This is a genomic window from Kitasatospora purpeofusca, from assembly GCF_000718025.1.
GTDB lineage: Bacteria > Actinomycetota > Actinomycetes > Streptomycetales > Streptomycetaceae > Kitasatospora > Kitasatospora purpeofusca.
The window spans coordinates 1-26,050 of sequence record NZ_JODS01000035.1 but is presented as its reverse complement, the minus strand read 5'-3'; the positions used below and the strand labels follow the sequence as shown (position 1 = coordinate 26,050).

General features: G+C 74.8%; 22 protein-coding genes. 14 read left to right on the top strand and 8 right to left on the bottom strand.

What is annotated here, in order from left to right:
- The first annotated feature begins 16 nt into the window (after positions 1 to 16).
- A complete protein-coding gene (locus IF01_RS0134770; RefSeq protein WP_030397607.1) occupies positions 17 to 1,045 on the top strand; it encodes a threonine/serine dehydratase in 1,029 nt (342 codons plus the stop codon).
- Positions 1,046 to 1,106: 61 nt separating this feature from the next.
- Here the strand turns inward: IF01_RS0134770 and IF01_RS0134765 are convergent, their stop codons facing one another.
- Positions 1,107 to 2,108, bottom strand: coding sequence for an ArsR/SmtB family transcription factor (locus IF01_RS0134765; RefSeq protein ID WP_030397606.1), 1,002 nt, complete (start codon positions 2,106 to 2,108; stop codon positions 1,107 to 1,109).
- A 55-nt stretch (positions 2,109 to 2,163) separates the two neighbouring features.
- Between IF01_RS0134765 and IF01_RS0134760 the strand changes: the two genes are divergently transcribed.
- From IF01_RS0134760 to IF01_RS0134750, 3 genes are all read left to right on the top strand, one after another.
- The gene (locus IF01_RS0134760) at positions 2,164 to 3,453 is read left to right on the top strand and encodes an MFS transporter (protein ID WP_063764378.1); all 1,290 of its coding nucleotides are present in this window, start codon (positions 2,164 to 2,166) and stop codon (positions 3,451 to 3,453) included.
- A gap of 290 nt (positions 3,454 to 3,743) precedes the next feature.
- The gene (locus IF01_RS0134755) at positions 3,744 to 4,205 is read left to right on the top strand and encodes a hypothetical protein (protein ID WP_030397604.1); all 462 of its coding nucleotides are present in this window, start codon (positions 3,744 to 3,746) and stop codon (positions 4,203 to 4,205) included.
- A 141-nt stretch (positions 4,206 to 4,346) separates the two neighbouring features.
- Positions 4,347 to 5,462, top strand: coding sequence for a basic secretory protein-like protein (locus IF01_RS0134750; RefSeq protein WP_030397603.1), 1,116 nt, complete (start codon positions 4,347 to 4,349; stop codon positions 5,460 to 5,462).
- Positions 5,463 to 5,556: 94 nt separating this feature from the next.
- Here the strand turns inward: IF01_RS0134750 and IF01_RS0134745 are convergent, their stop codons facing one another.
- Complete coding sequence (locus IF01_RS0134745) at positions 5,557 to 6,921, bottom strand: FAD-dependent oxidoreductase (protein WP_030397602.1); 1,365 nt, start codon at positions 6,919 to 6,921, stop codon at positions 5,557 to 5,559.
- A gap of 399 nt (positions 6,922 to 7,320) precedes the next feature.
- On the opposite strand from IF01_RS0134745, the gene IF01_RS0134740 reads away from it, so the two are divergent.
- From IF01_RS0134740 to IF01_RS0134705, 8 genes are all read left to right on the top strand, one after another.
- Positions 7,321 to 8,424: a hypothetical protein gene (locus tag IF01_RS0134740; protein ID WP_157855434.1), complete on the top strand. Its 1,104-nt coding sequence runs from the start codon at positions 7,321 to 7,323 to the stop codon at positions 8,422 to 8,424.
- 744 nt (positions 8,425 to 9,168) lie between these two features.
- On the top strand, positions 9,169 to 10,293 hold the full coding sequence (locus IF01_RS0134735) for a phytanoyl-CoA dioxygenase family protein (protein WP_030397600.1): 1,125 nt from the start codon (positions 9,169 to 9,171) through the stop codon (positions 10,291 to 10,293).
- Complete coding sequence (locus IF01_RS0134730) at positions 10,290 to 11,759, top strand: DUF6271 family protein (protein ID WP_063764377.1); 1,470 nt, start codon at positions 10,290 to 10,292, stop codon at positions 11,757 to 11,759. Before IF01_RS0134735 ends, IF01_RS0134730 begins: the two co-directional genes overlap by 4 nt.
- Positions 11,752 to 12,960: a type III PLP-dependent enzyme gene (locus tag IF01_RS0134725; protein ID WP_030397598.1), complete on the top strand. Its 1,209-nt coding sequence runs from the start codon at positions 11,752 to 11,754 to the stop codon at positions 12,958 to 12,960. Before IF01_RS0134730 ends, IF01_RS0134725 begins: the two co-directional genes overlap by 8 nt.
- On the top strand, positions 12,961 to 13,548 hold the full coding sequence (locus tag IF01_RS0134720; protein WP_078880563.1) for a GNAT family N-acetyltransferase: 588 nt from the start codon (positions 12,961 to 12,963) through the stop codon (positions 13,546 to 13,548). It abuts the gene before it with no gap.
- A 103-nt stretch (positions 13,549 to 13,651) separates the two neighbouring features.
- Positions 13,652 to 14,905: an MFS transporter gene (locus IF01_RS0134715; protein ID WP_037782311.1), complete on the top strand. Its 1,254-nt coding sequence runs from the start codon at positions 13,652 to 13,654 to the stop codon at positions 14,903 to 14,905.
- Positions 14,906 to 15,035: 130 nt separating this feature from the next.
- The gene (locus IF01_RS0134710) at positions 15,036 to 15,392 is read left to right on the top strand and encodes a DUF6204 family protein (protein WP_030397595.1); all 357 of its coding nucleotides are present in this window, start codon (positions 15,036 to 15,038) and stop codon (positions 15,390 to 15,392) included.
- 124 nt (positions 15,393 to 15,516) lie between these two features.
- Positions 15,517 to 16,509 carry a hypothetical protein gene (locus IF01_RS0134705; RefSeq protein ID WP_037782292.1) on the top strand — a complete coding sequence of 331 codons (993 nt, stop codon included), beginning with the start codon at positions 15,517 to 15,519 and terminating at the stop codon, positions 16,507 to 16,509.
- A gap of 23 nt (positions 16,510 to 16,532) precedes the next feature.
- Here the strand turns inward: IF01_RS0134705 and IF01_RS0134700 are convergent, their stop codons facing one another.
- A complete protein-coding gene (locus tag IF01_RS0134700) occupies positions 16,533 to 17,390 on the bottom strand; it encodes a DUF6597 domain-containing transcriptional factor (RefSeq protein ID WP_051756800.1) in 858 nt (285 codons plus the stop codon).
- A gap of 512 nt (positions 17,391 to 17,902) precedes the next feature.
- Between IF01_RS0134700 and IF01_RS0134695 the strand changes: the two genes are divergently transcribed.
- Positions 17,903 to 18,883 (top strand): LysR family transcriptional regulator, encoded by a 981-nt coding sequence (locus tag IF01_RS0134695; protein ID WP_051741796.1) that lies wholly within the window; start codon positions 17,903 to 17,905, stop codon positions 18,881 to 18,883.
- 83 nt (positions 18,884 to 18,966) lie between these two features.
- Here IF01_RS0134695 and IF01_RS0134690 read toward each other — a convergent pair whose 3' ends face one another.
- The 3 genes from IF01_RS0134690 to def form a co-directional block, all read right to left on the bottom strand.
- Positions 18,967 to 20,451: an RsmB/NOP family class I SAM-dependent RNA methyltransferase gene (locus IF01_RS0134690; protein WP_051756798.1), complete on the bottom strand. Its 1,485-nt coding sequence runs from the start codon at positions 20,449 to 20,451 to the stop codon at positions 18,967 to 18,969.
- 232 nt (positions 20,452 to 20,683) lie between these two features.
- Entirely contained in the window at positions 20,684 to 21,631 is a 948-nt protein-coding gene (gene fmt / locus IF01_RS0134685) for a methionyl-tRNA formyltransferase (protein ID WP_030397590.1), read from the bottom strand.
- A gap of 67 nt (positions 21,632 to 21,698) precedes the next feature.
- Complete coding sequence (gene def / locus IF01_RS0134680) at positions 21,699 to 22,244, bottom strand: peptide deformylase (protein WP_030397589.1); 546 nt, start codon at positions 22,242 to 22,244, stop codon at positions 21,699 to 21,701.
- A gap of 242 nt (positions 22,245 to 22,486) precedes the next feature.
- On the opposite strand from def, the gene IF01_RS51635 reads away from it, so the two are divergent.
- Positions 22,487 to 23,230 (top strand): hypothetical protein, encoded by a 744-nt coding sequence (locus IF01_RS51635; protein ID WP_369826224.1) that lies wholly within the window; start codon positions 22,487 to 22,489, stop codon positions 23,228 to 23,230.
- 231 nt (positions 23,231 to 23,461) lie between these two features.
- Here the strand turns inward: IF01_RS51635 and IF01_RS0134670 are convergent, their stop codons facing one another.
- Positions 23,462 to 25,642, bottom strand: a complete 2,181-nt coding sequence (locus tag IF01_RS0134670; RefSeq protein WP_078880561.1) for a primosomal protein N' — start codon at positions 25,640 to 25,642, stop codon at positions 23,462 to 23,464.
- 123 nt (positions 25,643 to 25,765) lie between these two features.
- Positions 25,766 to 26,050 (bottom strand): methionine adenosyltransferase domain-containing protein (locus tag IF01_RS0134665; protein ID WP_030397586.1); only part of this gene is annotated, 285 nt, incomplete at its 5' end.

The window sequence follows — 26,050 nt, the reverse complement described above, 5'->3', positions numbered from 1 at the left end:
CCCTGGAGGCGGCACCATGCGACACCAGCTCGGCTACGACGACATCAAGGCGGCGGCGGAGCGGATCGCCGGCCACGTCCGGCCGGTGGCGGTCGCGCCCGCCGAGGGCCTCGGGGACACCGGGGGTTCTGGGCGCACCGAGGGCGCCGAGCTGTGGCTTGCCCTGGAGTACCTCCAGCACACCGGGTCGTTCAAGGCGCGCGGCGCGCAGAACTTCCTCCGGGCCCACCGGGAGGCCGGGACCCTGCCGGACGCGGGCGTCACCATCGCCTCCGGCGGCAACGCCGGGCTGGCGTGCGCGTGGGCCGCGCTCCGGCAGGGAGTGCGGGCGACCGTGTTCCTGCCGGCCAACGCTCCGCAGGTGAAGATCGCCCGGCTGCGCTCGTACGGGGCGGACGTCCGGCTGGTCGGCACCGAGTACGCCGAGGCGCTGGCGGCCTGCGAGGAGTTCGCCGCGACCAGCGGCGCGCTGGCGAGCCACGCCTACGACCATCCGCTGATCGCGGCCGGCGCGGGCACCCTGATGGAGGAGATCCACGCACGGGTGCCCGGCCTGGACACCGTGCTGGTCGCGGTCGGCGGCGGCGGGCTGTTCGCGGGCGTGGCCACGGCCGCCCGGCAGCACGGGATCCGCGCGGTGTCGGTCGAGCCCGAGCACTCGCGGGCGCTGCACGCCGCTCTCGCGGCGGGCCGGCCGGTGGACGTCACGGTCGACTCGGTCGCCGGCGACTCGCTCGGCGCCCGCCGGGCCACCGCCCTGGCTGTGGACGCCGCCCGGCCGGAGGGGGACGCCACCGGCACCCGTTCGGTGCTCGTGCCGGACGAGGCGATCGTCCGGGCCCGCCGGGAACTCTGGGAGGACCGCCGGATCCTGGTCGAGCACGGCGCCGCCACCGCCTTCGCCGCCCTGCTCACCGACGACGGGGCCGACAGCACAGACGCCACCTACGGCTACCGCCCCGCCGACGGCGAGAAGGTCTGCGTCATCCTGTGCGGCGCCAACACCGACCCGGCCACGCTCTCGACCTCGCCCGCCCCGCACTGAACCGGCCGGTCGGCGGGGCGGCCACCCGGCCACCCCACCGCCCCACCGCCCCACTGACCGCCTACTCCCCCACCCCACCCGCCAGCCGGTCCCCCAACGCCGTCCGCCGGTAGAGCACCTGCCGCCCGTCCCGAGCCCGGGCGACCAGGCCGTTGGCGTGCAGCACCCGCAGGTGCTGCGAGACGGCACTCGGCGTGACCCGCAGCCGCCGCGCGAGTTCGACGGTGGCCAGCGGCTCGCCCAGCATGGTCAGCAGCCTCGCCTTGGCCGCCCCGACCAGCGCGGTGAGCGCCGGGGCCTCGACGACGGGCGGGCGGGACCAGAGGGTCGCCACACCCCGGCAGGGATACGCCAGCGTGGGCGCGCCGTCCGGGCTGAGCGGCGGCGCCGGCTTGTGGGCGAACACGGACGGCAGGAGCAGCAACCCCCGCCCGGAAGCGAGGACATGGTGCCGTCCGATCATGTCGCCGATGTGCAGGACGCCCCGGTGCCAGCGCAGCGAGGGGTGCATGTCGGCGAACAGCAGGCGGGCGCCGCCGAGGGCGAGCCGGCGGGCGCGGTAGGTCATGTCGGCCTCCAGGAGCAGCCGCATCCCCGGCCACTCCGGACGCAGCGCGATCTCCCAGTAGCGCCGCAGGAGTTCGCACAGCGCGTCGCGAAGCCGGCGGACGGCCGCGTCGCCGGCGCGGTCGAGCGCGGCGCGCAGGGGTTCGGGCGGCGGATCGGGGAGGTGGGTCTCCAGCAGGTCCCGCCGGACCAGCGCGGGGGCGGTGCGGCGGACGACGGCCAACTCCTCCTCGAAGGTCGGCGCGAAGGCCTCCGGACGGGGGGTGAGGAAGTCCGGCACGGTCCGCCGCGAGGCGACCAGGGAGAGCAGCAACCCGCTGTCGAAGCCGTCGAGTTCGCCGAGGGACCGGAGTACGGACCGCCGCCAGGGCAGGTGCACCGCCGACAGGCCCGGTTCACGCAGGACCCGCAGGCTGAGCACGGTCTCGTTCAGCGGCGAGAGGGCGAAACGGGTGTCCGCGAGGTCCTCGACGCCCAGCTCGAAGGTGATGACCATGAAGCGCCACGCTACATCGGTTGGCAACGGCGCGCCGCCGGGCCAACCTCCGGGTATGACTCGCCGCCTGCTCCTGCTGCTCACCGTCACCTGCGCCGTCGGCGTGGGCACGATCTACTTCCCACAGGCGATCACCCCCCTGATCGCCTCCGGCCTGGACACTTCCGAGAGTTCCGCCGCACTGGCAGTGACGTTCACTCAGATCGGTTACTCCATCGGCATCTTCCTCATCGTGCCGCTGGGCGACCGAATACCCAACCGCCGACTGCTGACCACCCTACTCGGGCTCACCGGCCTCGAACTGCTCGCGGCCGGCTGCGCACCCACCCTGCCCGTACTGCTGGCGGCGAGCGTCGCCGTCGGGACCACCACGGTCGCCGCCCAGGTGGTGTCGCCGATGGCGGCCGGACTGGTGCCCGTCGACCGGCGCGGGGCGGTGATGGGCACCCTGCTGAGCGGGGCCACGGGCGGCATGCTGCTGGCGCGGACGTTCAGCGGCACGCTCGGCGAGTATCTGGGCTGGCGCGCGCCGTACTTGGCGGCGGGGGTGCTGACGCTGGCACTCGCGGCCGTCCTGACCCGCACACTGCCGGACGTCACCGCCGTCGCCCCGGCCGTCCGGCCGTCGTACGGGTCGCTGCTGGTCGAGCCGCTCCGACTGCTGCGCGACGAACCGGAGTTGCGCCGCTCGGGCTTCTACCAGGCGATGGTCTTCGGCGGGTTCTGCGCCGTCTGGACCTGCCTGCCGTTGCTGCTCACCGGGCCCGAGTACGGGTTCGGGGCGCAGACGGTCGGGCTGATCGCGCTGGTCGGGGCGGCGACGATGGTCTGCACGCCGATCGCCGGACGGGTGGTGGACCGCCGGGGCGCAGACCCCGTGAACCTGGCCGGACTGCTGGGCGCCCTCGCCTCTGCGGCGGTCCTGGCGGCCGGGGGCGGGGGCGGCGCGGCGGGCCTGGCCGTCCTGGTGGCCGGCACGCTGCTGCTGGACGTCTCGATGCAGTCCGGCATGATCGCCAACAAGACCCGGGTGTACGAGCTCCGGGCCGATGCCCGCAGCCGGCTCAACACCGCCTACATGACCTTCGGTTACCTCGGCGGCAGCGTCGGCTCCTGGCTCGGCCTGCGCGCCCACGCCCTGGCGGGCTGGCCGGGCGTCTGCACGCTCCTCGCACTGCTCTGCGCCCTCGCCCTGACCCGCCACCTCTTCGAGGCGCGCCGCCGCCGTACCGTCCCGCCGACGGTCCGGGACCACCTGCCGGAGCGGCCGCGCGACGGCGGACCGAAGCGGCTCGAACAGCACGACGGACAACGCAGCGGGCGCAAGCGCGAGCCCGCCCCGTAGCGAACGCCGCGCCGCGCACGATCCGGCGCGAACGCCCTTCGGCGAACGCCTCGTAGCCAACGCCCTGCAGCGAACGATCCGGCGCGAACTATCCGGAGCGCACGGTTCTCCTGTCGTTCACGCGACCGGCCCGTTAAAGTCGCGTTCATGACAATCACTCCGGGGCGACCCTCCCCACGGAGGCCCCGCTAGCATTCGCCCGCAGACCGAAGAGCGCAGACCGCAGACCGCAGACCGCAGACCGCAGACCAGCCGCGCACACCCCACCCACCCCCGACCGGAGGTCGCCCGTGGCCCGCCTCTACGTCCGCAACGGCATCAACCCCGACGACCCGGACGCGCCCGTGGTGGCGCTGCTCGTCGACCCGGACGGCCCGCCCGGCGAGCGCGCCGTCGCCAAGCTGAGCTGGTACGGACACGAGGGGGACGGCGCGTTCTTCCTCCTCCCCACCGACGGCTGGGCGGAGCACGCCCTGGACGGGGACCGCCTGACCGTCGCGGTGGCCGCGTACCCGTTCACGCTGGAGCAGATCGGCGCGGACCCGGCGGCGTTCCCGGAGCGCTCGCCCGCCGTGCCCGAGGCGGCCGTGGTGCTGCACGCGGAGGCCGCGGTCGACCCGGCGCTGTACGCCCGGGCCGGTGCCGCGACGGCCGTGTTCAACGCCCGCCCGGGGCTCGCCCTGGAGCAGGTGCTCGCCGGGGAGGACGCCTGGCCGGTCGTCCTCGCCCCGCCCCCGCCCACCGAGGACTGAACGCGGGGGCCGTCGGACCAGTGGTGCGGCGGCCCCTGTCGACGCCCTCGTAGACGGGCCGTCAACCCGCTGTGTGCGGCGGCGCGGTGACATGACGGGAGGCCGGATCCACCGGGGATCCGGCCGAGAGGGGAACCCGACATGATCAACCGTCGTACGGCCGCAGCCGCGGTCCTGGTCGCCGTGACCGCGGTGTCAGGGACGGTCCTGGGGGCCGGGACCGCGAGCGCGAGCACGACCGACCTGCCGCTGCCGGTCAGCGGCGCCGAGTACCGCGTCTCCAGCAAGGCGGGCGGCGCCCTCCAGTGGGACAGCCGCGACAACGGGTCCAATGTGGTGGTCCGGGACCGGAACGAGGCGTCCGCCCAGCAGGTCTGGACGATCAGGGACGAGGGCGCGGGCACCTGGTCGGTCAAGGTGCCGGGCACCAACAACGCGATCGACCGCGACGTGAACCGCAACACCGTCGGCGCCTGGAACTACGTGGCCGCGGACAATCAGCGGTGGAGCCTGCACAACACCTCGCTGGGCGACGGCCGGGGCTGGCTGCTGCGCAACGTCTCGGACCCGCGCCTCTGCCTCGCCCGCGGCGCCGACCTGAACACGAAGGTGGCCGCCTGCAACACCGGTGACCCGGCACAGAACTGGAACCTCGACCGGACCGGCGGCACCACCCCGCCCACCCCCGGCCGCCCGGTCATCGACCTGGACTACTCGCGGGCCCCGGACCTCGGCCCGTGGCTGGAGCAGCAGAAGCAGACCGTCGCGGACTACTACTCGACGATCTCCAACCTGGTCACCAAGGGCGCGTGGACCCCCGCCCCGCGGTTCCGGATCGTCCTCGACCCGCAGATCACCGACCACCCCGCCGATGCGCGACCCGGCGCCGTGCCCGAGATCCACGCGAGCGTCGACTACACCCGCAACAACCGGAACGACACCGGCTTCCTGCTGCACGAGGCCGCGCACGTGGCGTTCTTCGGGCACCCGGGTCGCCCGTGGTGGCTGGAGGAGGGGCTGGCGGACTGGGTGCGCTACTACAACTTCCAGCCCGGCACCGTGCATCCGCTCGCCCCGGGCGACCGGTACGACAGCGGCTACAGCGCCACCGCCCGGTTCATCGACTACGTCGCGAAGACCTACCGGCGGCCCGACCTGCCGTACCTGCTGAACACCAGGGACTACGGCTCCGGCCAGATCTGGGTCCAGGTCACCGGCAGGAGCGCCGACCAGCTCTGGAACGAGATGCCCAAGTAGACCGACGCCGCCCCGGCCCGTCGACGGGACAGCTGTCCACCGTCGACGGGCCGGGGCTCGCTCCGACTCCGACCGGGGCCGGCCCCGGTCCGGACTACGCCCCGCTGTGCCGGAGCATGTCCTCCCGCTCCACCACCTTGACCCGCTCCCGGCCCTCGGCCTCGCCCAACGCGCGCTCGTGGGCGTCGAGTTCGTACCAGCCCTGCCAGGTGGTGAACCGCACCCCGCGCTCCTGCAGGTACGCCGGGACCGCCTCCGGGTCCGGCTCGACCGCGCCCGGCAGCCGCCCCTCGGCCTGGTCGGCGAGCAGGCAGGCGACGGTCTCGTTGGCGTCGCCCTTGGTGTGCCCGATCAGGCCGACCGGCCCGCGCTTGATCCAGCCGGTCACGTACACCGCGTCCTGGTGCGAGCCGTCGGCGGCGAGCACCCGGCCGGCCGCGTTCGGCACGGTGCCGGAGACCGGGTCGAACGGCAGCTTGGGCAGTTCGTCGGAGTAGTACCCGATCGCCCGGTAGATCGAGCGGACGTCCCAGTCGGTGAACTCGCCGGTGCCGCGGACGTTGCCGGTGCCGTCGAGCTCGGTGCGCTCGGTGCGCAGCCCGGCGACCTTGCCGTCCTCGCCGAGCACCTCCACCGGGGACTCGAAGAAGTGCAGGTAGAGGCGGTGCGGGCGGTCGCCGACGTCCCGGATCGCCCAGTTCTCGATGGTCGAGGCGACCATGTCGACGTGCTTGGCGGCGCGCCGCTCGGCGATCGAGCCCTCGTCGTAGTCGATGTCCTCGGGGGCGACGATCACCTCGATGTTGGGCGAGTGGTCAAGCTCGCGCAGCTCCATCGGGCTGAACTTGGCCTGGGCGGGACCGCGGCGGGCGAAGACGTGCACCTCCAGGGCCCGGTTGCGCTTGAGGCCCTCGTACACGTTCGGCGGGATCTCGGTGGGCAGCAGCTCGTCGGCGGTCTTGGCGAGGATGCGGGCCACGTCCAGGGCGACGTTGCCGGCGCCCAGCACCGCGACCTTCTCGGCCTCCAGCGGCCAGGTGCGGGGCACATCGGGGTGGCCGTCGTACCAGGAGACGAAGTCGGCGGCGCCGTAGGAGCCGTCGAGGCCGATGCCGGGGATGTCGAGCGCGCGGTCGGCCATCGCGCCGGTGGAGAAGACCACGGCGTCGTAGAACCGGTGCAGGTCGTCGAGGGCGAGGTCGCCGGGGTAGTCGACGTTGCCGAAGAGCCGGACCTCGGGCTTGTCCAGCACCTTGTGGAGGGCGGTGACGATGCCCTTGATCCGCGGGTGGTCGGGCGCCACGCCGTACCGGATCAGACCGAACGGCGCGGGCATCCGCTCGAAGAGGTCGATGGAGACCCCGGGCTGCTGGGCGGCGTCGGACTTCAGCAGGGCGTCGGCGGCGTATATACCGGCGGGGCCGGCGCCGACGATCGCGACACGGATCGGGCGGGTCATCTCGGGGCGATCCTCCGGACGGGGGCGAACAGGACGAGGTGGAGCGGCACAGCGGATGGAGCGGCACAGCGGGCGGAGCGGCACGGCCTGGGACGGCAGCGCGTCGAGCGGCACAGCGGGCACAGCACACTGCCCGGTGGGGCGGACGGGCGAGGGTGCTCCATGTCCACCCAACCCCGCCGGACCTTGCCACTGTAGGCGGTGTCGATCTATGGGCTCATAGATCGAACCTATGGCCAATCCGGGAACAACGACGGGACCACACCCGCACCCGGGCCGGTCCCCCTCCGCGCTCCGCCCCGTACGGACAAGGTCCAAAAACCGACGCCCCACCCCCGCCGCCGTGCCCTAGCCTTTCCACGCACCACCCATGAGGTCTAGACCACAGAGTGGGGAATCATGAATTCGCTTGTGGGGAAAGCCCGGTGGACCGGGGCACTGGCGGTGGCCGCGGCGCTGCTGCTGACCGGGACCGGCGTCGGGGCGGCGGCCGCCGAACCGGCTCCGGGCGCACCGAACGGCACCGCCGTCGGCTGGCGGGCACTCGGCCTCGCGGTCAGCCCCGAGGGGACCAAGGCGTACGTGGTGGCGGCGGACCGGTCCGGCAGCCGGACCCCGGTCGTCCTGCGGACGGTGGACCTGCGCAGCGGCGCGGTCGTCGCCGAGCTGCCGCTGGCCGAGGACGGCGACGCCGGAAAGCCCGTGGTGAGCCAGGACGGCCGACGGCTCTACGTCGTCGTGGCGGACCGGCTGGTGGCCGTGGACACGGTGGCGGGCACCGTGCTCTCCCGCACCCCCGCCCCCGAGCAGCAGCGCCCGGCCGGCTGGACGCCCGGCGCGCTGACCGGCCTCGCCGTGAGCCCGGACGGATCCAGGGTCTACGCCGGGCAGAACGGACCGGCCGGCGACGGCCAGGGCGTCCGGCCGGGCCGGGTGCTGGTCTTCGGCACCGACCCGGGCGCCTTCACCGGGACCCTGCCGCTGCGCGGGTACGGCGTGGGCGGGTTCGCGCTCCAGGCGGGCGGTGCCACCGGGTACGTCGCCACGGACCTCGGCGTCGAGCACCTCGACACCACCACCGCCGTGCCGACCCCGCTGCCCCCCGTCGAGCGGCTCGGCGCCACCGGTGAGCTGGCCGCCTCGCCCGACGGCCTGCGGGTCTACGCGCTGGGCATCCAAGCCTCCGCCGGCACGGGGTACGCCATCAGCACCGTCACCAACACCGCGCGGCCTGTCTTCACCTTCGCGACCGCGCCGGCCGACCTCCACTACGTGTCGGTCAGCCCGGACGGCGGGCGGCTCTACCTCCTCAAGGACAGCTGGACGCCGCAGGCCTCGGTGCTCGCCTACAGCACCGCGACCGACACCGCCGTGCCGGGCGAGGCGCTCACCGGCTTCGGCCTGGACGGCGTCTCGGCCGCGGCGGTCGTCCCCGGCGGGCACACCCTCCTCGTGGCCGGGATCCGCGGCCAGGGCTCCTACCTGCGGACCGTCGCGCTCTGATCCCGCTCGCACCGATCCTGCCCGCACCGACGCCGTCCCCTCCGGCCCGCGCCCTGCCGGAGGGGGCGGCCGGGTGCCGGGTGCACGCGTCCCGCGCCCCACCCCTCGCACCCACCTCTCACGCCCCACCTCCTACCTCTCACCGAACCTCCACAGCACCCACGGAAGGGCGCCTGCGAGCCCTCCGCCCGAGGCCACGTCAACCCGTCAACGCCAGACGCCACTTGCCCGATCGGGCAGCAGCAGCCGCGCGAACGGGCAGCGGGAATCCGGCCCTCCGGAGCGCCGCACCGACCGCCCGTGACCCGACCGGGCGGCGGTTCCGGCGCAGGTCACGCCCGGTCGTCCACCGACGGACGGAGCCCCGATCGGGGTCGCAGGGACGAGGGTTGACACCGCAAGTTGGTCTAGTCCACCGTAGGGGCACACGCGTTTGACGAGGCCGGAACAGCCGTCGGCACTCCTTGTCGGACGAGCAATCCACCCTCATCCCACGCCCCGTCAGGGCCGCCCTCCGCCGCCGCCCGGCCCTGCCCCGCGACCGTCCCTCCACCTCCGTCTCCGCCCCTCCCTCCGCCGCTCCCTTCACCGTTCGCCCAGCCGTTCATTCAGCCGTTCGCCCAGCCCTTCACTCGGCCGTTCATTCAGCCGTTCATGCCGCCGTTCCCGACGCCCGCTCCCCGCCGCCCCGGGCACACGGCCACCCACCGATCCGACGCCCCGACCCGACCTTGGAGTGACGTGATGCCGAAGCCCGACGGGTACCTGTATCGAGCCGCTTCGGAGCGCCCGTACTTCAGCAACGACGGCGAGGCCTACCTCGCCGCCACCGCGCTGAGGGACATCGAGAAGCAGCGCCCGTTGCGCGTCCTGTCGGAGGAGCAGTTCGCCTTCTGGCAGACGTACGGCTACGTCGTCGTACCGGAGGCGATCGCCCCCGAGGCCGCGCGCAAGCTGCTCGACTTCGCCTGGTCGTTCCAGGGCCTCGACCCAGAGCGGCCCGAAACCTGGTACGAGGAACGGGACTTCCGGGACGAGCTGGACCAGCACCTGCACATCTACGGCTTCGTCGAGGCCTACCAGCACCAGCTCCTGTGGGACAGCCGGCAGGCCCGCCGGGTCTACGACGCCTTCGTCGACGTCTGGGACTGCGAGGAGCTCTGGGTCACCCTCGACCGGCTCAACCTCAACCCGCCGAACGTCAGGAACCGCGACCGCGCGCTGATCGAGCCCACCGACAAGGGCTTCGACATCGAGCTGCACTGGGACGTCGACTCCACCGCCGGGATGCTCCCCCAGCGCGTGCAGGGCATCATCGCCCTCAACGACACCGCGCCGGACCACGGCGGCTTCCAGTGCAACCCCGAGCTGTTCCGCCGGTTCAACACCTGGCAGGCCACCCAGCCGGCCGACCGCGACCCGATCCGTCCGGCCGTCGACCGCGACGAGTTCCCGGTCGTCCGGCCCGAGTTGAAGGCCGGCGACCTGCTGATCTGGAACGGCATGCTGGCGCACGGCGTGGCCGCCAACACCTCGGCGAACGGCGTCCGCTCCGTGCAGTACCTGTCGATGATGCCCGCGCTGGAGGAGCACACCGAGCTCCGCGAGTCGCGCATCGGCTCCTGGCGCGACCGCTCCACACCGACCTGGAACCGCACCCTGGTCGGCGACCACCGCGAGCACGAGTCGCTGCGCTACGGCTCGGCCGAACTCACCGGCCTCGGCGCCAGGCTGCTCGGCCTGGAGTCCTGGCACACGGCCGACAGCGAGGCCGACCTCACCGCGGTCGCCGCCCCCGCCCCTGCCGGCACGCCCACCCCCGCCACCGACACCGCCACCACCTCCGATCCCGGGAAGGGCGAGGAATGACCGTCGACCTCGCCGCACCCGGCATCTGCCTCGCCCTGCCCACCAACCGGGCCTGCGCCCCCGCCATCGCCGACGTAGGCGCCGAAGCCGCCTGGGCCGCGCGCCAGTTCGGCGTCCGGGTGCACCTGCTGATCCTCGACTCGGCGGACGCCGCGACCCGCGCCGAGCACGAGAAGGCCGTCGCCGACCTCCCCGCCGCCCCCGGTGTCCTCGTGCACCACTTCGACGAGGAGCAGCAGCGCGCCTTCCTGCGGTCCGTGATCGACCGGGCCCGCACCGCGACGCCCGCCCCGGCCGCAACGCCCGCCCTGGCCTCGGCGGCCGGTGCCGACCGGCTGCTCGACCTGATGCTGCCGGACACCGTGTCCTACGGCGCCTGCACCAACCGGGCGTTCCTGTTCGCCGCCGCGCTCGGCTGCTCCTCGCTGCACCGCCGCGACTCCGACAGCACCTACCAGGAGCTGGACGGCGAACCGGTGTTCCCGATCCACCACGAGCTGCGCTCGATCGGACGGCGCGCCGCCGACGCCGTGCCCGGCGTCACCCACCACACCCTCGACCCGGCGCACGCGGGGAAGCCGGTCGCCCTGGTCGGCAGCTCCTTCATCGGCGAACTCTCGGTCGACCTCGGGGAGGTCCGGGCACTGGACCCGGAGGTCTACGAGGAGGTCGTGGGCCTGTGGGCGGCCACCGGCTCCACCGTCGAGGAACGGCGCAAGCTGGTCGCGGACTCGTTCACCGGCAACGGCACCGACCCGTTCACCCACGACCGCGCCGTGCTCGACCTGCCCGACATCTGGCGGATCGACATGTGCAACATCGCGCTGGACCGCGAGTTGTACGAGCGGGTACCGCTGCCGCCGGCGACCGACACCATCGGCAGCGACTACTTCCTGCACCATCTGGTGCTCAACGCGGAGCTGCCCGGCGTCACCCACAACCGCAACATCGTCAACCACTACACCTCGGAGCGGCGCACCGACGCCGGATTCCTCGCCTACCAGCTGCGGTTCACCAAGTTCCTGCTGTCCATGCTGTACCTCCACCCGGTGTACGACGCGCTGGAGGCGGCCGGCGGGGCGCTGCTCGACGAGGACCACCGTGTGCGCCCCGGGGCCGTGGCAGGGTTCGCCCGCCGCGCCGCGGGCGAGGACCGGGCGGAGAACCACCGGCGGCTGGCCGTGCTCGACCGCGCCTACCGCGGGCTCGGCGGGCGCTACGCCGACTTCGCCGACCACCTGCTGCCGCGGCGGGAACGCCTGTTGGACGAGGCGCAGGCCGACATCGAGGCGTTCGCCCTGCTCGTCGACGCCTGGGGCCCACTGGTCGCCGCCGCCCGCGCCGTCCCGCCGACGCTGCCGGACGCCGACCTCCTCGCGCCCGCGCCGACGTCCGTCCCCGCATCCACGGGAGCGTCCGGAAGACCCGGCCGACCCACCACCGGCCGGAGTGCCGCCCATGCCTGACCACGGACGCCTGCGCGCCGCCCTGGCCACCGCCGAGGACGACCGGATCATCTACGACCTCGACGGCATCGAGTCCCAGTACGACGCCCTGCGGCGCGAACTGCCGGACGTCGACATCCGGTTCGCCATGAAGGCCTGCCCGGTGGACGAGGTGCTCGACTGCCTGGCCGCCCGGGGCTCCGGCTTCGACGCGGCCGGACCGCAGGAGATCGTCCAGGCCCTGCGCACCGGCGTGCCGGTCGAGCGGATCCACTACGGCAACACGATCAAGTCCGATCGCCAGATCGCCGAGGCATACCGGCTCGGCGTGCGCGACTTCGCCACCGACAGCTTGGCCGACGTCCTCGCGATCGCCGAACACGCCCCGGGCGCACGGGTGTTCTGCCGCCTCGCCACCACCGGCGAGGGGGCGCTCTGGGGTCTGAGCCGGAAGTTCGGCTGCTCGTCGGCGGACGCCCTGCGGGTGCTGGACGCGGCCCGGGACGCCGGACTGGTCCCGGCCGGGCTCTCGGTGCACGTCGGCTCCCAGCAACTCACCTCCGAGGCCTGGCAGCACGCCCTGGAGACGATCGCCTCGGTGCTCGAGGCGGCCAACCGGCGCGGCATCCTGCTGGACCACGTCAACCTCGGCGGCGGCCTGCCCGCCCTCGGCGTGCTGGACCGGCGCGGGGAGCCGCTCGACCCGCCGGTCGACAAGATGTTCGCGGTGATCCGGGAGGGCATGCAGCGGCTGCGCGAGATCTCCGCGGCGCCGCTCGGCTTCCTGCTGGAGCCGGGCCGCCACCTGGTCGCCGACCACGGCGCGATCCGGGCCCAGATCACCCGACTGACCGACCGTCAGCAGCTGGACGGTGAACGGGCGTACTGGCTCTACCTGAGCTGCGGCAAGTTCAACGGCCTGTACGAGATGGACGAGTTGCGCTACCGGCTGGAGTTCCCCACCCACCCGGACGCCGTGACCGTGCCCGCCGTGATCGCCGGACCCACCTGCGACAGCGACGACGCCTACGCCGACGAGGGCGCCGGTGTGCCCGTCCCCCGGGACGCCGCCTCGGGCGACCCGGTGTGGATCCTCTCCTGCGGTGCCTACGCCACCGCCTACACCACGCGGGGGTTCAACGGCTTCCCTCCGCTCCCCTACAGCTGCGTCCGGGCGGGCCGCCCGGACGGCGCGCCCCGCCCCGAGGGAGTACCGCAGTAGATGTCCGCGCACCCGGCCGCCCACGTCCCCATCGCCCAACTCGCCACCTCCCAACTCGGCGACGCTGCAGCACACTCCACCCTCCTCGACGACGAACTCCTCGTCCGCCCGCTCGCCGAGCACGACTGGGCCGAGGTGGTGCCGCTGGAGGCCCGCGCCTACGGCGAGAGCGGCCTCTCCGAGGGCGGCGAGGCCCTGCGCTCGCGCCACCGGGCCGCCCCCGACTACTGCTTCGCGTTCGAGCACAAGGGTGAGTTCGGCGGCTACCTGCTCGCCCTGCCCTACCCGCTCGGCCACTGCCCCGACCTCAGCCGCGCGGAGCCCCCGGCTCCCCTCGGCTCCAGCAATCTGCACGCCCACGACCTGGTCGTCACCGAGCGGCTGCGCGGACGCGGCCTGGCCCCGCGCCTGCTCACCTTCCTCGCCGACACGGCCCGCGACCGCGGGCACACCACCATCTCGCTGGTCGCCGTCCGGGGCAGCGAAGTGCTCTGGGCCCCCCTCGGCTACCTCCCCCACCCCGAGGTGCGGCTCCCCGCGAGCTACGGCGACCGGGCCGTCTACATGTCGATGCCGCTCCACCCCTAGCGCCCGCCCTCCCCGGCGCCGCTCCCCTCCCTCCCCGGTCACGAACGCCCGGTTACGAACCACCGGTTTCGAACTCCCCCACCCAAGAATCGGAATGATGCACATGCTCCGCGTGCGCGACGACTTCCTGCGGGCGCACCTGGCCATCGCAGCGCTGTTCTGCTTCCTCGGCTTCCAGTACGCGACCTGGGTCTCCCGCCTGCCCACCCTGAAGACCGACTTCGAGCTCAGCGACGGCCGGATCGGCCTGCTGCTGATGGCCTCCGGGATCGGCGCGGCCGCGTCCTTCCCGCTCGTCGCCACGATGATGAAGCGGTACGGCTCGCGCACCCTCGCCACGGTCTCCGCGATCGTCCTCGGCCTGGTCCTGGCCGGCTTCACCCTCGCCCCGAACTTCCCCGTCCTGCTGCTGGTCGCCGCCCTGGACGGCGTCGCGGTCGGCTTCCTGAACGTCGCGATGAACGCCCAGGGCGCCGCGCTGGAGGTCCGCTTCGGGCGCACCGCGATGTCCAGGCTGCACGCCACCTTCAGCGCCGGCCTGGGCCTGGCCGCCCTGCTCGCCTCCGGCGTGAACATCGTCACCACCACGCTGTCCGCCCACTTCGCGATCGCGGCCGCCGTCCTCGCGCTGCTGCTCCTGCTGGCCCGGACCGGCATGCTGACGGACGAGCCGCAGTCGACCCCGGCTGCGGAACAGACCGACGAGCGGGCCGCCGAGCAGGCCGGCGGGGCCGCGGACGCGGCGCCGCCGAAGCGCCGCGGGATCCCGCTCCCCTCCCGGATCACCATCTGGATGGGCGTCGCGATGGTCTTCGGCACCATCACCGAGGGCGCCATGAACGACTGGTCCGCCCTCTACCTGAAGAACGTCGTGCACGCCTCGCCCGAGCTGGCCCCGCTGGGCATCGCCGTCATCTCGGTGATGATGGTCGTCGCCCGGCTGTTCGCCGACGGCTGGCGCACCCGCTTCGGGGACGGCCCGATCGTCCGGATCGGCAGCACCGTGGCCGGGCTCGGCCTGGCGCTCGCCCTGCTGGTCGGCGGCGTGGTGCCGGCCCTGATCGGCTTCGCCTGCGTCGGCCTCGGCATCGCCGCCGTCACTCCCTGCGTCTACGTCGCCGCCGCCCGCCAGGGGTCCGACGCCCTGGCACTGGTCGCCGCCACCGGCACCACCGGACTGCTCGCCGGTCCGGCCGTGATCGGCTTCGTCGCCAATGCCACCGGCCTGGCCTGGGGCATGGGCGTGGTCGCGGCCTCGGCACTGGTCGTCGCGCTCTGCTCCACCCGGATCGCCTGGCCCGCCCTCGACAAGTCCCCGGCGCCCACCGCCCCCGACGCCGTCCTGCACGAAGCCTGACCGACCCGCCCCGGCCCCCGACCACCCGGACACCCCGGGCCGGGGGCCGGGGGCCGGGGGCCGGGGGCCGGGGGCCGGGGCACAACAAAACCCTTCGCCCGGCCGCCGCCCCGCGAACTAGGCTCGCCGGATGACCACCCGCACCTTCCGCATCACCGTCCGCGGCGTCTTCGACGGCCTCACCCCCGAGCAGCACGCCGAACTGCAGTCCCGGGCCGCCGAGCACGACATCCTCTTCGCCGCCTTCACCCCCGAGGGCCACCTCAGCTACGACCTGAACGCCCGCGCCGTCTTCACGTTCCGCTACCAGGACACCGGCGAGGCCGAGGAGGACATCCTCGACGCCACCGAGCGCGCGGAGCAGTCGGCGCGCGCCTGGCTCGACGAACGCGGGTACGGCCACAAGAACCTCCGTTCCCAGGCCGAGGACCTCTCCCAGGCCCCGCTCGGCAAGCGGCAGCGCCGAGCGGCCGCCAAGGAACTCTGACCACGACCACGCCCGCCCGCCGCACCCACCGCACGCCCGCGCACGACACCCCCGCGCCCGACACTCCGGCGCCCACGTCCGAATCGTTCAAGACGGCCGTCCCCGGCCCGCCTACGGTCGAGTCATGACCCGCACCCGCACCGCACGCCTCACCGGGGACCGCCTCGACGCCGCCGCCGCGTTCCTCTGGACCTCCGGCCGCGTCCTCGAACAACGGCGCTTCGCCCACCTGTTCGGCGGCGAGACCAACCCCGGCGGCGAACCGGACGGCAACCCGAGCAGCACCCCCGGCGGCGACCCAGCCGGCGTCCTCGCCGCCCTGGACGCCCACCGCACCGCCGACGGCGGCTACGCCTACGGCCTCGAACCGGACGTGCGCGGGCCCGCCGCCCAGCCCATCACCGTCCCGGGCGCACTGCTCGTGCTGGAGGAGATCGGCGCACTGGACGCCGCCCGCGCCCGGGCGGTCTGCGACTGGCTGGCGGGCGTGGCCGCGCCCGACGGCGGCGTGCCCGTCGTCCTGCCGAGCCTGCGCCCCTACCCGCACCCGCCGTTCGTGCCGGTGCCCGAGGAGGGCGAACCGCCGGTCGGCGCGCTGCTGTCCACCGGCCAGATCGTCGCCCCGCTGCTGCGCCGGGGCATCGTCCACCCGTGGCTCACCGCCGCCACCGCCTTCTGCCGCACCGCCGTCGAGAACCTCCACGAGACCCACCCGTACGAGGCGGGCGCCGCAATCCGCTTCCTCGACGCCGCCCCGGACACCGCCTGGGCCCGGCGGGAGGCCGCGCGCCTGGGCACACTGGTCCACGAGCAGCGGATCGTCCTGCTCGACCCGGCCCGGCCCGAGGACGCCCGGACCTCCCCCGGCTACGCACCGGGCGAGTACCACCTCCCGCACGACTACGCCCGCCGGCCGAACAGCCTGGCCCGCCGCTGGTTCACCGCCGCCGAACTCGCCCGCGGGCTCGACCACCTGGCCGCCGAGCAGCAGCCGGACGGCGGCTGGCCGATCCACTGGGTCCGCTGGTCGGCGAGCACCGAGGCCGAGGCCCGGCCCGGTGTCACGCTCCAGGCGCTGCTCACCCTGCGCGCCTACGACGCCCCCGGGGGCGCCTGACCGGGTCTCGCAGCCCGGCCCGTTCAGTCCGTTCGGTCCGTACGACCCGTCCGCCCCGGCCTCGCGGCCGCCCGGCCCAGCAGCACCGTCGGCGACAGCCCCGACCACCGGCGCACCTCCCTCGTGAGGTGCGCCTGATCGGCGTACCCGGCCCGCGCCGCCACCTGCGCCAACTCCGGTACCGCACCTACCCCGTCTCCTGCGCCTCCCACGCCCCCGCCGTCGCCCGACCGCGCCCAGGCCATCGCCCGCCGGAACCGCAGCACCGCGTGCAGGGTCTTCGGTCCGTAGCCGACCGCGTCCGTCACCCGGCGCCGCAACTGCCGCTCCGAGAGGCCGAGTTCCGCCGCCAGGTCCGGCAGCCGCGTCCCCTCCGGACGCCCCAGCAGGGTCACCGCCCGCTCGACCGCCCGGTCCGGCTCCCACCCGGGCACCCGCGCGGCCACGAAGGCGTCCAGCACGGCCGCGACCTCCGCCGGCCCGCGCAACCCGGCGCGCCGCTCCCCGCCCCACTCCCCGTCCTGCTCCGCCAGCCGCTCCGCGAGCCGTTCCGCCGCGCCCGCACCGACGACCTCGGCCAGCGGCACCTGGAGGTCGCAGAGCTCCCGCACAGGCATCGCCCCCAGCAGCAGACCGGCCGCACCGGGCCGGAACCGCACCCCGGCCAGCTCGGCCCCGCCCGGCACCGGTACGGTCCGGGGCGCGCGGTCCGGGCCGACCACCTCCAGGCCCGCCGCCGACCACACCAGGTCCACGCAGCCGTCCGGCACCACGAGCTGCCCGTACGCCGGCCCCGCGGCGTTCCGCCGCACCCAGACGCAGGCCACCTGCCGCCCGGGGGCGGCACCGGGCGGCCGTTCCGCGTACAAGGAGGAACCCACCCTCCCACTCTCACCCGAACGCGAGTCCGGACGCCACCCCCACCGCCGCCTCCGCCCCGCCCGTCCCCGCCCGCCCCGCCCGCCCGTCCCGCCCGTCCGCCGGTCCGCACGGGGCGCGCTCCGGCGCAGGTCCATTGGTATGTACCACCGTCCGATGATCCGGACCGACCGTCCCCACTTCCGCACCCCCGCCGCCGGGCCGGCGGGTCACCCGGGGGCGTCGCCCGGGCGGCACACGGGCAGCCCTGGCAGCTCACCGGGCCGACATGGCCGGCGTGCGCCGTCGGCCGGACGAAAGGTCGGCACACGGCCTCCTTGGCAGGCCACCACCAACATGTCATTGTCAATCATCACGTCAGATCCTTCACTCCAAAGGGGAGTTGTCACGATCGACGGTAGATGACGAGTCGTCATGCGCCCCCACGAAACCCTTGGTCAGCACTGCTTCCACTTCTGGTCATCCCCGCCCCCACCACCCCCACCCAGCCGACCGACCACCAGCGGAGAACTTCATGCCGGACCTCGATCTCAACCTGCTTGTCGCCCTGGACGCCCTGCTGGAGGAGGGCAGCGTGACAGGCGCCGCAGAGCGGCTGCACACCTCGGCCCCCGCGATGAGTCGCACGCTCGGGCGACTGCGCCGGGTGCTCGGCGATCCGCTCCTGGTCCGGGCCGGCCGGGGGCTGGTCCCGACGCCGCGCGCGGTGGAACTACGGGCGGAGGTCCGCGCGCTGGTCAGCCGCGGCCAGTCGCTGCTGGTCCCGCGCGCCGCCGCCGAACCGGCCGACCTCAACCGCCGCTTCACCCTCCAGACCGGGGACGTGCTCCTCACCACCATCGGCGCGACCCTGGTGGAGACGGTGCGCGCCCAGGCTCCGGCCGTCACCCTGCGCTTCCTCAGCGACCATCCGGAGGGCGCCAGCGCGATGCGGGACGGCGTGATCGACCTGGAGGTCGGCGTGACGGACCACCTCGACCCGGAGACCCGTACCGAACCGCTGGCGACCTCCGGCCTGGTGGGCATCGCCCGCGCCGGACACCCGCTGACCGTCGGCGCGCCCCCCACCGCCGAGGAGTTCGCCACCGCCGACCACCTCGCGGTCTCCCGCAACGGCCGCGGCCAGGGGCCGATCGACCAGCGGCTGGCCGAGGTCGGCCTCTCCCGGCGGGTGGTCGCCAGTGTGCCGAGCTACCCGGCCGCGCTCTTCCTGCTCCGCGACAGCGACCTGGTCGGCCTCGCCCCGGCCCGGCTGGGGACCCGGGCGGCCGAGGCCCTCGGGCTGACCACCTTCCCGCTCCCGGTGCCGATGCCCGAGGTGACGCTGACCATGGCCTGGCACCCGCGCAACGACCAGGACGCCGGCCACCGCTGGCTGCGCGAGCTGGTCCGGGGTGTCGTCACCGCACGCGCCGGCGCCCCCCGCCGGACCGTCGACCTGCCCCCGGCCGAAGCGTTCCTCGGCGCCAACCGCCCGGTGCTGAGCTCCCGTTGAACACCGGGGTCGGGTCCGGCCCGGGCCGACCACCCGGGCCGGACCCGACCGCCCGCTCCTGACGCCCGCGTCGCCCGCGGCCCCTACGCCGTGCGGCGCAGCAGGGCCAGGTACATCGCGTCCGTCCCGTGCAGGTGGGGCCAGAGCTGGACGTCGGGGCCGTCGCCGAGGGCCGGCACGCCGGGCAGCAGCGGGCGGGCGTCGATCCACTCGAGCCGGCCGCCCTCGTCGCGCAGCACGTCGTCGACGACCGCCCTGGTCTCCGCGAGGTGCGGCGAGCAGGTGGCGTAGCCGACCACGCCGCCGATCCGGGTGGCCTCGACGGCCGAGCGCAGCAGGTCGCGCTGGAGCGGCCCGAAGGCGGCGACGTCCGCCGGCCGGCGACGCCAGCGGGCCTCCGGCCGACGTCGCAGGGCACCGAGACCGGAGCACGGCACGTCGACGAGCACCCGGTCGAAGCCGCCGGACTTCCAGGCCGGCCGGGTGCCGTCGGCGGCGATCACGGTGTACGGGCCGGGGTTGCCGGCCAGGGCGCGGGCGACCAGCCGGGCCCGGTGCGGCTGCTTCTCGCTGGCGACCAGCGCGGCCCCGCGCTCCGCGGCGAGCGCGGCGAGCAGCGCGGCCTTGCCGCCGGGGCCGGCGCAGCCGTCGAGCCAGAGCCGGTCCGGGCCGTCCAGCGGGGCGGCGGCGAGGGCGAGGGCGACCAGCTGGCTGCCCTCGTCCTGGACGCCGGCCCGGTTGTCCTGCACGGCCGCGAGCGAGCCGGGGTCGCCGCCTTCGGCGAGCCGCAGCGCGAACGGGGACCAGCGGCCCGGCTCGGCCTCCGGCAGGGCCTCGGCCAGCTCGCCGACGGCGATCCGCCCGGGCCGGGCCACCAGGGTGACCTCGGGGCGCTCGTTGTCGGCGCGGAGCAGCTCCTCCATCGCCTCGCGCCCGGAGGCGCCGGGCTGCCAGCGGCCGAGCGAGTCCCACAGGGCGGCGACCACCCAGCGCGGGTGGGAGTGCACGACGGCGAGGTGGTCCTCGGCGTCCTTGTCGTACGGCGGGGCGACCTTGTCCAGCCAGGTGTCCAGGTCGTGGGCGCTGATCCGGCGCAGCACGGCGTTGACGAACTTGGCCTTGCCATCGCCGAGCACCGCGCGGGCCAGTTCGACGGTGGCCGAGACGGCGGCGTGGCTGGGGATGCGGGTGGTCAGCAACTGGTGGGCGCCGAGCGAGAGGACGTCGAGGACCGGCGGGTCGACCTTGCTGAGCGGGCGGTCGATGCAGGCGGCGATGACCGCGTCGTAGGTGCCCTGGAGCCGGAGGGTGCCGTAGACCAGCTCGGTGGCGAGTGCCGCGTCGCGCCGGTCCATGCCCTTCTGCTCGGCCTCGCGGAGCAGCGAGGGCAGGATCAGGTTGGCGTAGGCGTCGCGCTCGTCGACGGCCCGCAGGGCGCGGAAGGCGACGATCCGCGCGGGGTCCTTCTTCGGGCGCCGGTGCGGGCGCGGGGCGCGCTTTCCGCCGGACGCGCCGGACGCGCCGGACGCGCCGGAGGTGGTGCCGGAATTGCTGCTGGTGGTGCTCATGGGATGTGCCTCAAGGTGCTACGGAGGTTATGTCGTGATCTCTCGAACAGTAACGCGAAACGCGGGCCGGCTCAGCCCGTGCCGTTCCCGGACACCCTCGCCGGGGACGTCCGGGTGCCCGCGCTCCGGGCGGCGGCGGGCACTTTGCAAAGTGCACTTTGCAAAGTCCTCACACGCTTTGCAAAGTGCACCGGCACTTTGCAAAGTGCGCGCCGACCCGCCCGGGCCCGGCTCATTCCGCGGTGCGCTCGCCCAGGCGCTCGCCGGACTCGATCCGCGCGCCGCGCGCCCAGTCCGCCGCCCGCATGGCCTTCTTGCCCTGCGGCCGCACCTCGCCCAGCTCGACCTCGTGGCTGCCGGTGCCGACCCGGACGCTGTTCTTGCCGACGGCCAGCTCGCCCGGGGCGAGCGCGGCGGAGGCCGGCACCAGGGTGACCGGGCCGGTGACCTTGAGCCGCTCGCCGCGGAACTCGGTCCACGCGCCGGGCGCGGGGGCGCAGCCGCGCACCACCCGGTCGACCCGCAGCGCGGGCGCGGTCCAGTCGATCCGGGCGTCCTCGACGGTGATCTTCGGGGCGAGGGTAATGCCCTCGGCGGGCTGCGGGACGGCGTGCAGGCTGCCGTCGGCGATGCCGTCCATGGTGGCGGCGAGCAGCCGGGCGCCGGAGTGCGCGAGCCGGCCGAGCAGGTCGCCGCTGGTGTCGGCGGCGCGGACCTCCTCGGTGATGACGCCGTAGACCGGGCCGGAGTCCAGGCCCTGCTCGATCAGGAAGGTGGACGCGCCGGTGACCTCGTCGCCGGCCATCACCGCGTGCTGGACGGGCGCGGCGCCGCGCCAGGCGGGGAGCAGCGAGAAGTGCAGGTTGACCCAGCCGTGCTTCGGGATCTCCAGGGTGCCGGGGCGCAGCAGGGCGCCGTAGGCGACGACCGGGCAGCAGTCGGGCGCGAGCTCGGTGAGCCGGGCGACGAAGTCGGGGTCGCTCGGCTTCGCCGGCTTGAGGACCTCGATCCCGGCCTCCTCGGCGCGCTGGGCGACGGGGCTGGCGACGAGCTTGCGACCGCGGCCGGAGGGGGCGTCGGGGCGGGTGACCACCGCGACGACCTCGTGCCGGTCGGAGGCGAGCAGGGCGTCCAGGGCGGGAACGGCGACCTCGGGGGTGCCGGCGAACACGAGGCGCATCAAGTGCCTTTCTGCAGTGCGGAGTTGACGTAGTTCGGGAACAGGGGAGGAGCAGCCGGGCCGGCGCTCAGCGCGCCGCGCCGAAGGTGCTGTGCGGGGAGACCTTGACCACCGGCAGCGGGCCGGAGCCCCAGTCCGTCTCCCGGATCGCCCTGAGCGCGGCCTTGCGCTGCTCCGGGTCGAGGCGGTCGATGAAGACGATGCCGTCCAGGTGGTCGGTCTCGTGCTGGATGCAGCGCGCCAGCAGCTGGGTGCCCTCGACGGTGACCGGGTCGCCGTACATGTTGAAGCCGCGGGCGACCACCCCGTACGCGCGCCGGGTGTCGTAGCGCAGGCCGGGGAGCGAGAGACAGCCTTCGGGGCCCTCCTGCTCCTCCTCGCTGAGCGACAGGTCGGGGTTGATCAGATGCCCGGTGACGCCGTCCACGTGGTAGGTGAACACCCGCAGCGAGATGCCGAGTTGAGGCGCGGCCAGGCCGGCGCCGGGGGCGTCCAGCATGGTCTCGGTGAGGTCCCCGACCAGGGTGCGGAGTTCCTTGTCGAAGGTGGTGACGGGCTGGGCGGTGGCGCGCAGGACAGGGTCTCCGAAGATTCGGATCGGCTGGATCGCCACGGGCACGGGCTCCTTGTCCGTCGGGGTGCCGGCTGCTGGGAACGGGCGGGCCGGGCGGGGTGCGCGCGGCCGTCGGCAAGTCTATGCAATCCCCCCGCACGAGGTTCTGGCATATCCCGCTACCCCTGCCTGCGTGACCCCGGTGGCCGGTCCGGCGTTGGTCAAGGGGGATTGACCGTGGCCGGAGCGCGCGGGAAGGGCGCTCCGGCCGAGTGAACCGTACGGAAGGCGGCACGTAGGCCATGGCCGAGCAGATCAACCACGACGCCCGGGCGCGGGCGAGCCTGCACCTGTTGGTGCGGGACATCGAGCGGGTGAGGCGGCAGGTCGACGCGCTGCGGACGCTCACCGCCCAGTTGGGCAATGTCTACCGGCCCCGTCGCCCGAGCACCTCCGCGGGCTTCGTGGTGTACGGACGAGCCCCCGCGCCGACGGTGCGGCTGGCGCAGGAACTGCGGGAGAGCGTGGAGACGCTGGTGGCGGCGGCGGTCGAGTTCGACCGCGCGCTGGGCTTCTCCTGGGACTCGGTGGGCTCGGCCCTCGGGGTGACCAAGCAGGCGGTGCACCGCCGCTACGGCATGCGCCGGCCGACCGGCGAGCTGCTGGCGGCGAGCGGGGCGGTGCCCAACCCGAGCCGCCCGGACCGCTCCGAGGAGCTCTCCGGCCACTCCGCGCCGCACCCCGCGACCCACAGCCCGCAGCACGCCCCGCAGCACGCAGCGGCCGGCCACCCGCCGGCCCACACCGCCCCCGGCCACACCGGCCCGGGCCACCCGACGGTGGAGCGCGACCGCTCCCCCGCCCCGACCGGCCTGGCCGCGACCGTCCCGGCCGCCCGCCAGGGCGGTCTCGACCGCACCGCCCTGGACCGCAGCGCGCTCGACCGCGGCACCGCCGACCGCAGCACCGGCGACCGCGGGGCCCTCGACCGCGGGACTGCCGACCGCACCGCGCTGGACCGCTCCGGCGTCCCCCTGCGCGGCTGACGCACCACCCGGACGCCGGGTGAGGGCCCGCGGACCCACGACGCCGCGCCCCTCACCCGCTGTCCGGCACCACCCCCGAACAGACCACCGCACCGAACACACCACCGCGGCACGAACACACCGCCGCACCGAACTCAGCACCGCTCAGCACCGCTCAGCACCGCACCGCACCGACCACAGCACGGCTCAGCACCGCACCCCGCCGGACCGCCGGACCGCCGGACCACCCGCTCAGCCGATGTCCGTCGGATCGATCCGCACCTTCACCACCTCCGGCGTCCGCAACGCGATCCGCGCGATCTGCGCCGCCTTCAACGCCGCCGCCAGCGCGGCCCCCTGCCCGGGCGGCACCCGCAGCAGCGCACGCTCCTGCTCCTCCCCCCGCAGCGCCGCCACCGGCACCGGCCCGAGCACGTCCGCGTCCGGCGGCAGCCGGACCAGGTTCAACAGGTCCGCCACCGCCGCCGGGCTGCCGGTCACCGAGGCCATCCGGGCCACCGGCGGGAAGTGCAGCTGGGCCCGCTCGTCCAGCTCGAACCCGGCGTGCCCGAGCGGGTCCCAGCGCACCAGCGCCTGCACCGCCCGCGCGGTCGGCTCGGCGACCACCACGACCGTCCCGCCCTCCCCGGCCGGGCGGACCAGGGCGGCGGCGGCCACCCAGAGCCGCAGCGCCTCCTCCCCAGCCCGCAGGTCGGGGCGGCCGAGCAGCGCCCAGCCGTCCAGCAGCAGCGCCGCCGCGTACCCGCCGCCGCTCTCGACGACCGGCTCGGCCCCGGGCGTGGAGATCACCAGCGCCGGCTCGTCCGGCACGGTGGCCAGTACCGCGTCCCGCCCCGAGGTCCGCACCGGGACCCTGGGGAACGCCTTGCCCAGCTCCTCGGCCGTCCGCCGGGCGCCCACCACCTGCGCCCGCAGCCGGAACGACCCGCACTCCGGGCAGTGCCACTCCCGCTCCTCCTCGCCGCACCACCCGCACTGCAGGGGCGCGTCGGCCCCGGCCGCCTCCAGCGGGCCCTCGCAGCGTCGGCAGCGAGCCGGCGTGCGGCAGCGCCCGCACGCCAGCCGGGGGACGTAGCCGCGCCGGGGCACCTGGATGAGCACCGGACCGCCGGCGGCCAGGCCCTCGCGGGCGGCCTCCCAGGCGATCGAGGGCAGCCGGGCGGCCTGCGCGGCGGCGTCCCGGTGCTGGTCGAGGTCGGTGACGGTGCGGACCCGGGGCGCCGTCCGGCGGACGGTCTCCCGGTCGGCGGTCAGCGCCCTGGCCCACCCGGTCCGCACCAGCTGGGCGCCCTCGACGGTGACCACGTGCCCGCCGAGCAGCACCGCCGCGCCCTCGTCGGCCGCGCGCAGCAGGGCGACCTCGCGCACGTGCGGGTGCGGGGCGCGCGGGTCGCAGTGGCTGGAGTCGCCGTCGGACCAGACGACCACGAGTCCGAGGTCGTGCACGGGCGCGAACATCGCCGCCCGGGTGCCGACGGCGGCCCGCACCGAGCCCCGGCTGACCGTGAGCCAGCGCCGGTAGCGCTCGCGCGGGCCCAGGTCGGCGGCCAGGACGGCGTGCCGGCCCTCGCCGAGCAGTTCGGTCAGCGCCCGGTCGACCCTGGCCACCGAACGGCCGTCGGGCACCACGACCAGTGCGCCGCGCCCGCTCGCCAGGGTGGCCGCGACGGCCCGGGCGATCTCGTACGGCCAGCCGGGGCCGGGCAGCGCCGTCCAGACCGCGCGCGGCGCCCCGCCGCCGGCCAGCGAGGCCAGGAAGTCCGGCCCGGCCGGGTAGCGGGACCAGCCGCCGGGCGCGGGCGCCTCCGGGCGGGGCAGCGGCGGCGGCGAGGGCTCGGCCTCCGCCTTGGCGTGCCGGGGCGGCACGGCGAGCTGCAGGACGTCGGCGAGGGTGCCGGCGTAACGGTCGGCGACGGTGCGGCAGAGCCGGAGCAGCTGCGGGGTGAGCACCGGTTCGGGCGAGAGGACCTGTGCGAGCGGGGCCAGCGGCCCGGAGAAGTCGCTCTTCTCCAGCCGGGCGACAATGAATCCGTCGTGCAGTTCGCCGCCCTCGCGCTGGCCCTTGACCACCCGCGCGCCGAAGCGGACCCGGACCCGGACACCGGGCTGGGCCTCCTCCGCCATCGCGGCCGGTACTTCGTAGTCGAAGAACTTGTCGATGGTGAGCACGCCCTTGTCGACGACCACCCTGGCGACCGGCAGGTGCTCGGCCCGCTTGGCACCGCGCCAGCTGCGCGGCTTGGCCCGCCGGACCGTCTCCCGGATGAACGCCAGCTGCTCGGGCGCCCCGGCGTCCCCACCGGTCGCCCCGGCGTCCTCGCCCACCGCCCCCGCGCCCTCGACCTCCTCGACCTCTCCGATCTCCTCGCCCGCCACCCCGCCGTCCTCGCCACTCCCCTGCCTGCTGCTCATCGCACCCAGTCCTACCAGGTCCCACCGACAGAACAGCAGCAGGTCCACCGACAAAACGGCAGGTGGTGGCCGCCCGGAGTGCCGGGCGGCCACCACCTGCCGTCAAACGATCCTATGAGCCGATCAGGCCTCGACGGCCTTCTTCAGCTGCTCCACCCGGTCGGTCCGCTCCCAGGTGAAGTCCGGCAACTCACGGCCGAAGTGGCCGTACGCGGCGGTCTGCGAGTAGATCGGGCGCAGCAGGTCCAGGTCGCGGATGATCGCGGCCGGACGCAGGTCGAACACCTCGGTGACGGCCTTCTGGATGGCGAGGACCGGCACGGTCTCGGTGCCGAAGGTCTCCACGAACAGGCCGACCGGCTCGGCCTTGCCGATCGCGTAGGCGACCTGCACCTCGGCGCGGCGGGC

Excerpts from the sequence above, each read along its gene's own strand:
- IF01_RS0134690 (WP_051756798.1), bottom strand. The coding sequence starts at position 20,451 with ATGAGCACCACCAGCAGCAATTCCGGCACCACCTCCGGCGCGTCCGGC.
- IF01_RS0134770 (WP_030397607.1), top strand. The coding sequence starts at position 17 with ATGCGACACCAGCTCGGCTACGACGACATCAAGGCGGCGGCGGAGCGG.
- IF01_RS0134745 (WP_030397602.1), bottom strand. The coding sequence starts at position 6,921 with ATGACCCGCCCGATCCGTGTCGCGATCGTCGGCGCCGGCCCCGCCGGT.
- IF01_RS0134715 (WP_037782311.1), top strand. The coding sequence starts at position 13,652 with ATGCTCCGCGTGCGCGACGACTTCCTGCGGGCGCACCTGGCCATCGCA.
- IF01_RS0134695 (WP_051741796.1), top strand. The coding sequence starts at position 17,903 with ATGCCGGACCTCGATCTCAACCTGCTTGTCGCCCTGGACGCCCTGCTG.
- IF01_RS51635 (WP_369826224.1), top strand. The coding sequence starts at position 22,487 with ATGGCCGAGCAGATCAACCACGACGCCCGGGCGCGGGCGAGCCTGCAC.
- IF01_RS0134725 (WP_030397598.1), top strand. The coding sequence starts at position 11,752 with ATGCCTGACCACGGACGCCTGCGCGCCGCCCTGGCCACCGCCGAGGAC.
- IF01_RS0134750 (WP_030397603.1), top strand. The coding sequence starts at position 4,347 with ATGATCAACCGTCGTACGGCCGCAGCCGCGGTCCTGGTCGCCGTGACC.
- fmt (WP_030397590.1), bottom strand. The coding sequence starts at position 21,631 with ATGCGCCTCGTGTTCGCCGGCACCCCCGAGGTCGCCGTTCCCGCCCTG.
- IF01_RS0134670 (WP_078880561.1), bottom strand. The coding sequence starts at position 25,642 with ATGAGCAGCAGGCAGGGGAGTGGCGAGGACGGCGGGGTGGCGGGCGAG.
- IF01_RS0134765 (WP_030397606.1), bottom strand. The coding sequence starts at position 2,108 with ATGGTCATCACCTTCGAGCTGGGCGTCGAGGACCTCGCGGACACCCGT.
- IF01_RS0134720 (WP_078880563.1), top strand. The coding sequence starts at position 12,961 with ATGTCCGCGCACCCGGCCGCCCACGTCCCCATCGCCCAACTCGCCACC.
- IF01_RS0134740 (WP_157855434.1), top strand. The coding sequence starts at position 7,321 with ATGAATTCGCTTGTGGGGAAAGCCCGGTGGACCGGGGCACTGGCGGTG.
- IF01_RS0134760 (WP_063764378.1), top strand. The coding sequence starts at position 2,164 with ATGACTCGCCGCCTGCTCCTGCTGCTCACCGTCACCTGCGCCGTCGGC.
- IF01_RS0134730 (WP_063764377.1), top strand. The coding sequence starts at position 10,290 with ATGACCGTCGACCTCGCCGCACCCGGCATCTGCCTCGCCCTGCCCACC.
- IF01_RS0134705 (WP_037782292.1), top strand. The coding sequence starts at position 15,517 with ATGACCCGCACCCGCACCGCACGCCTCACCGGGGACCGCCTCGACGCC.
- IF01_RS0134735 (WP_030397600.1), top strand. The coding sequence starts at position 9,169 with ATGCCGAAGCCCGACGGGTACCTGTATCGAGCCGCTTCGGAGCGCCCG.
- IF01_RS0134710 (WP_030397595.1), top strand. The coding sequence starts at position 15,036 with ATGACCACCCGCACCTTCCGCATCACCGTCCGCGGCGTCTTCGACGGC.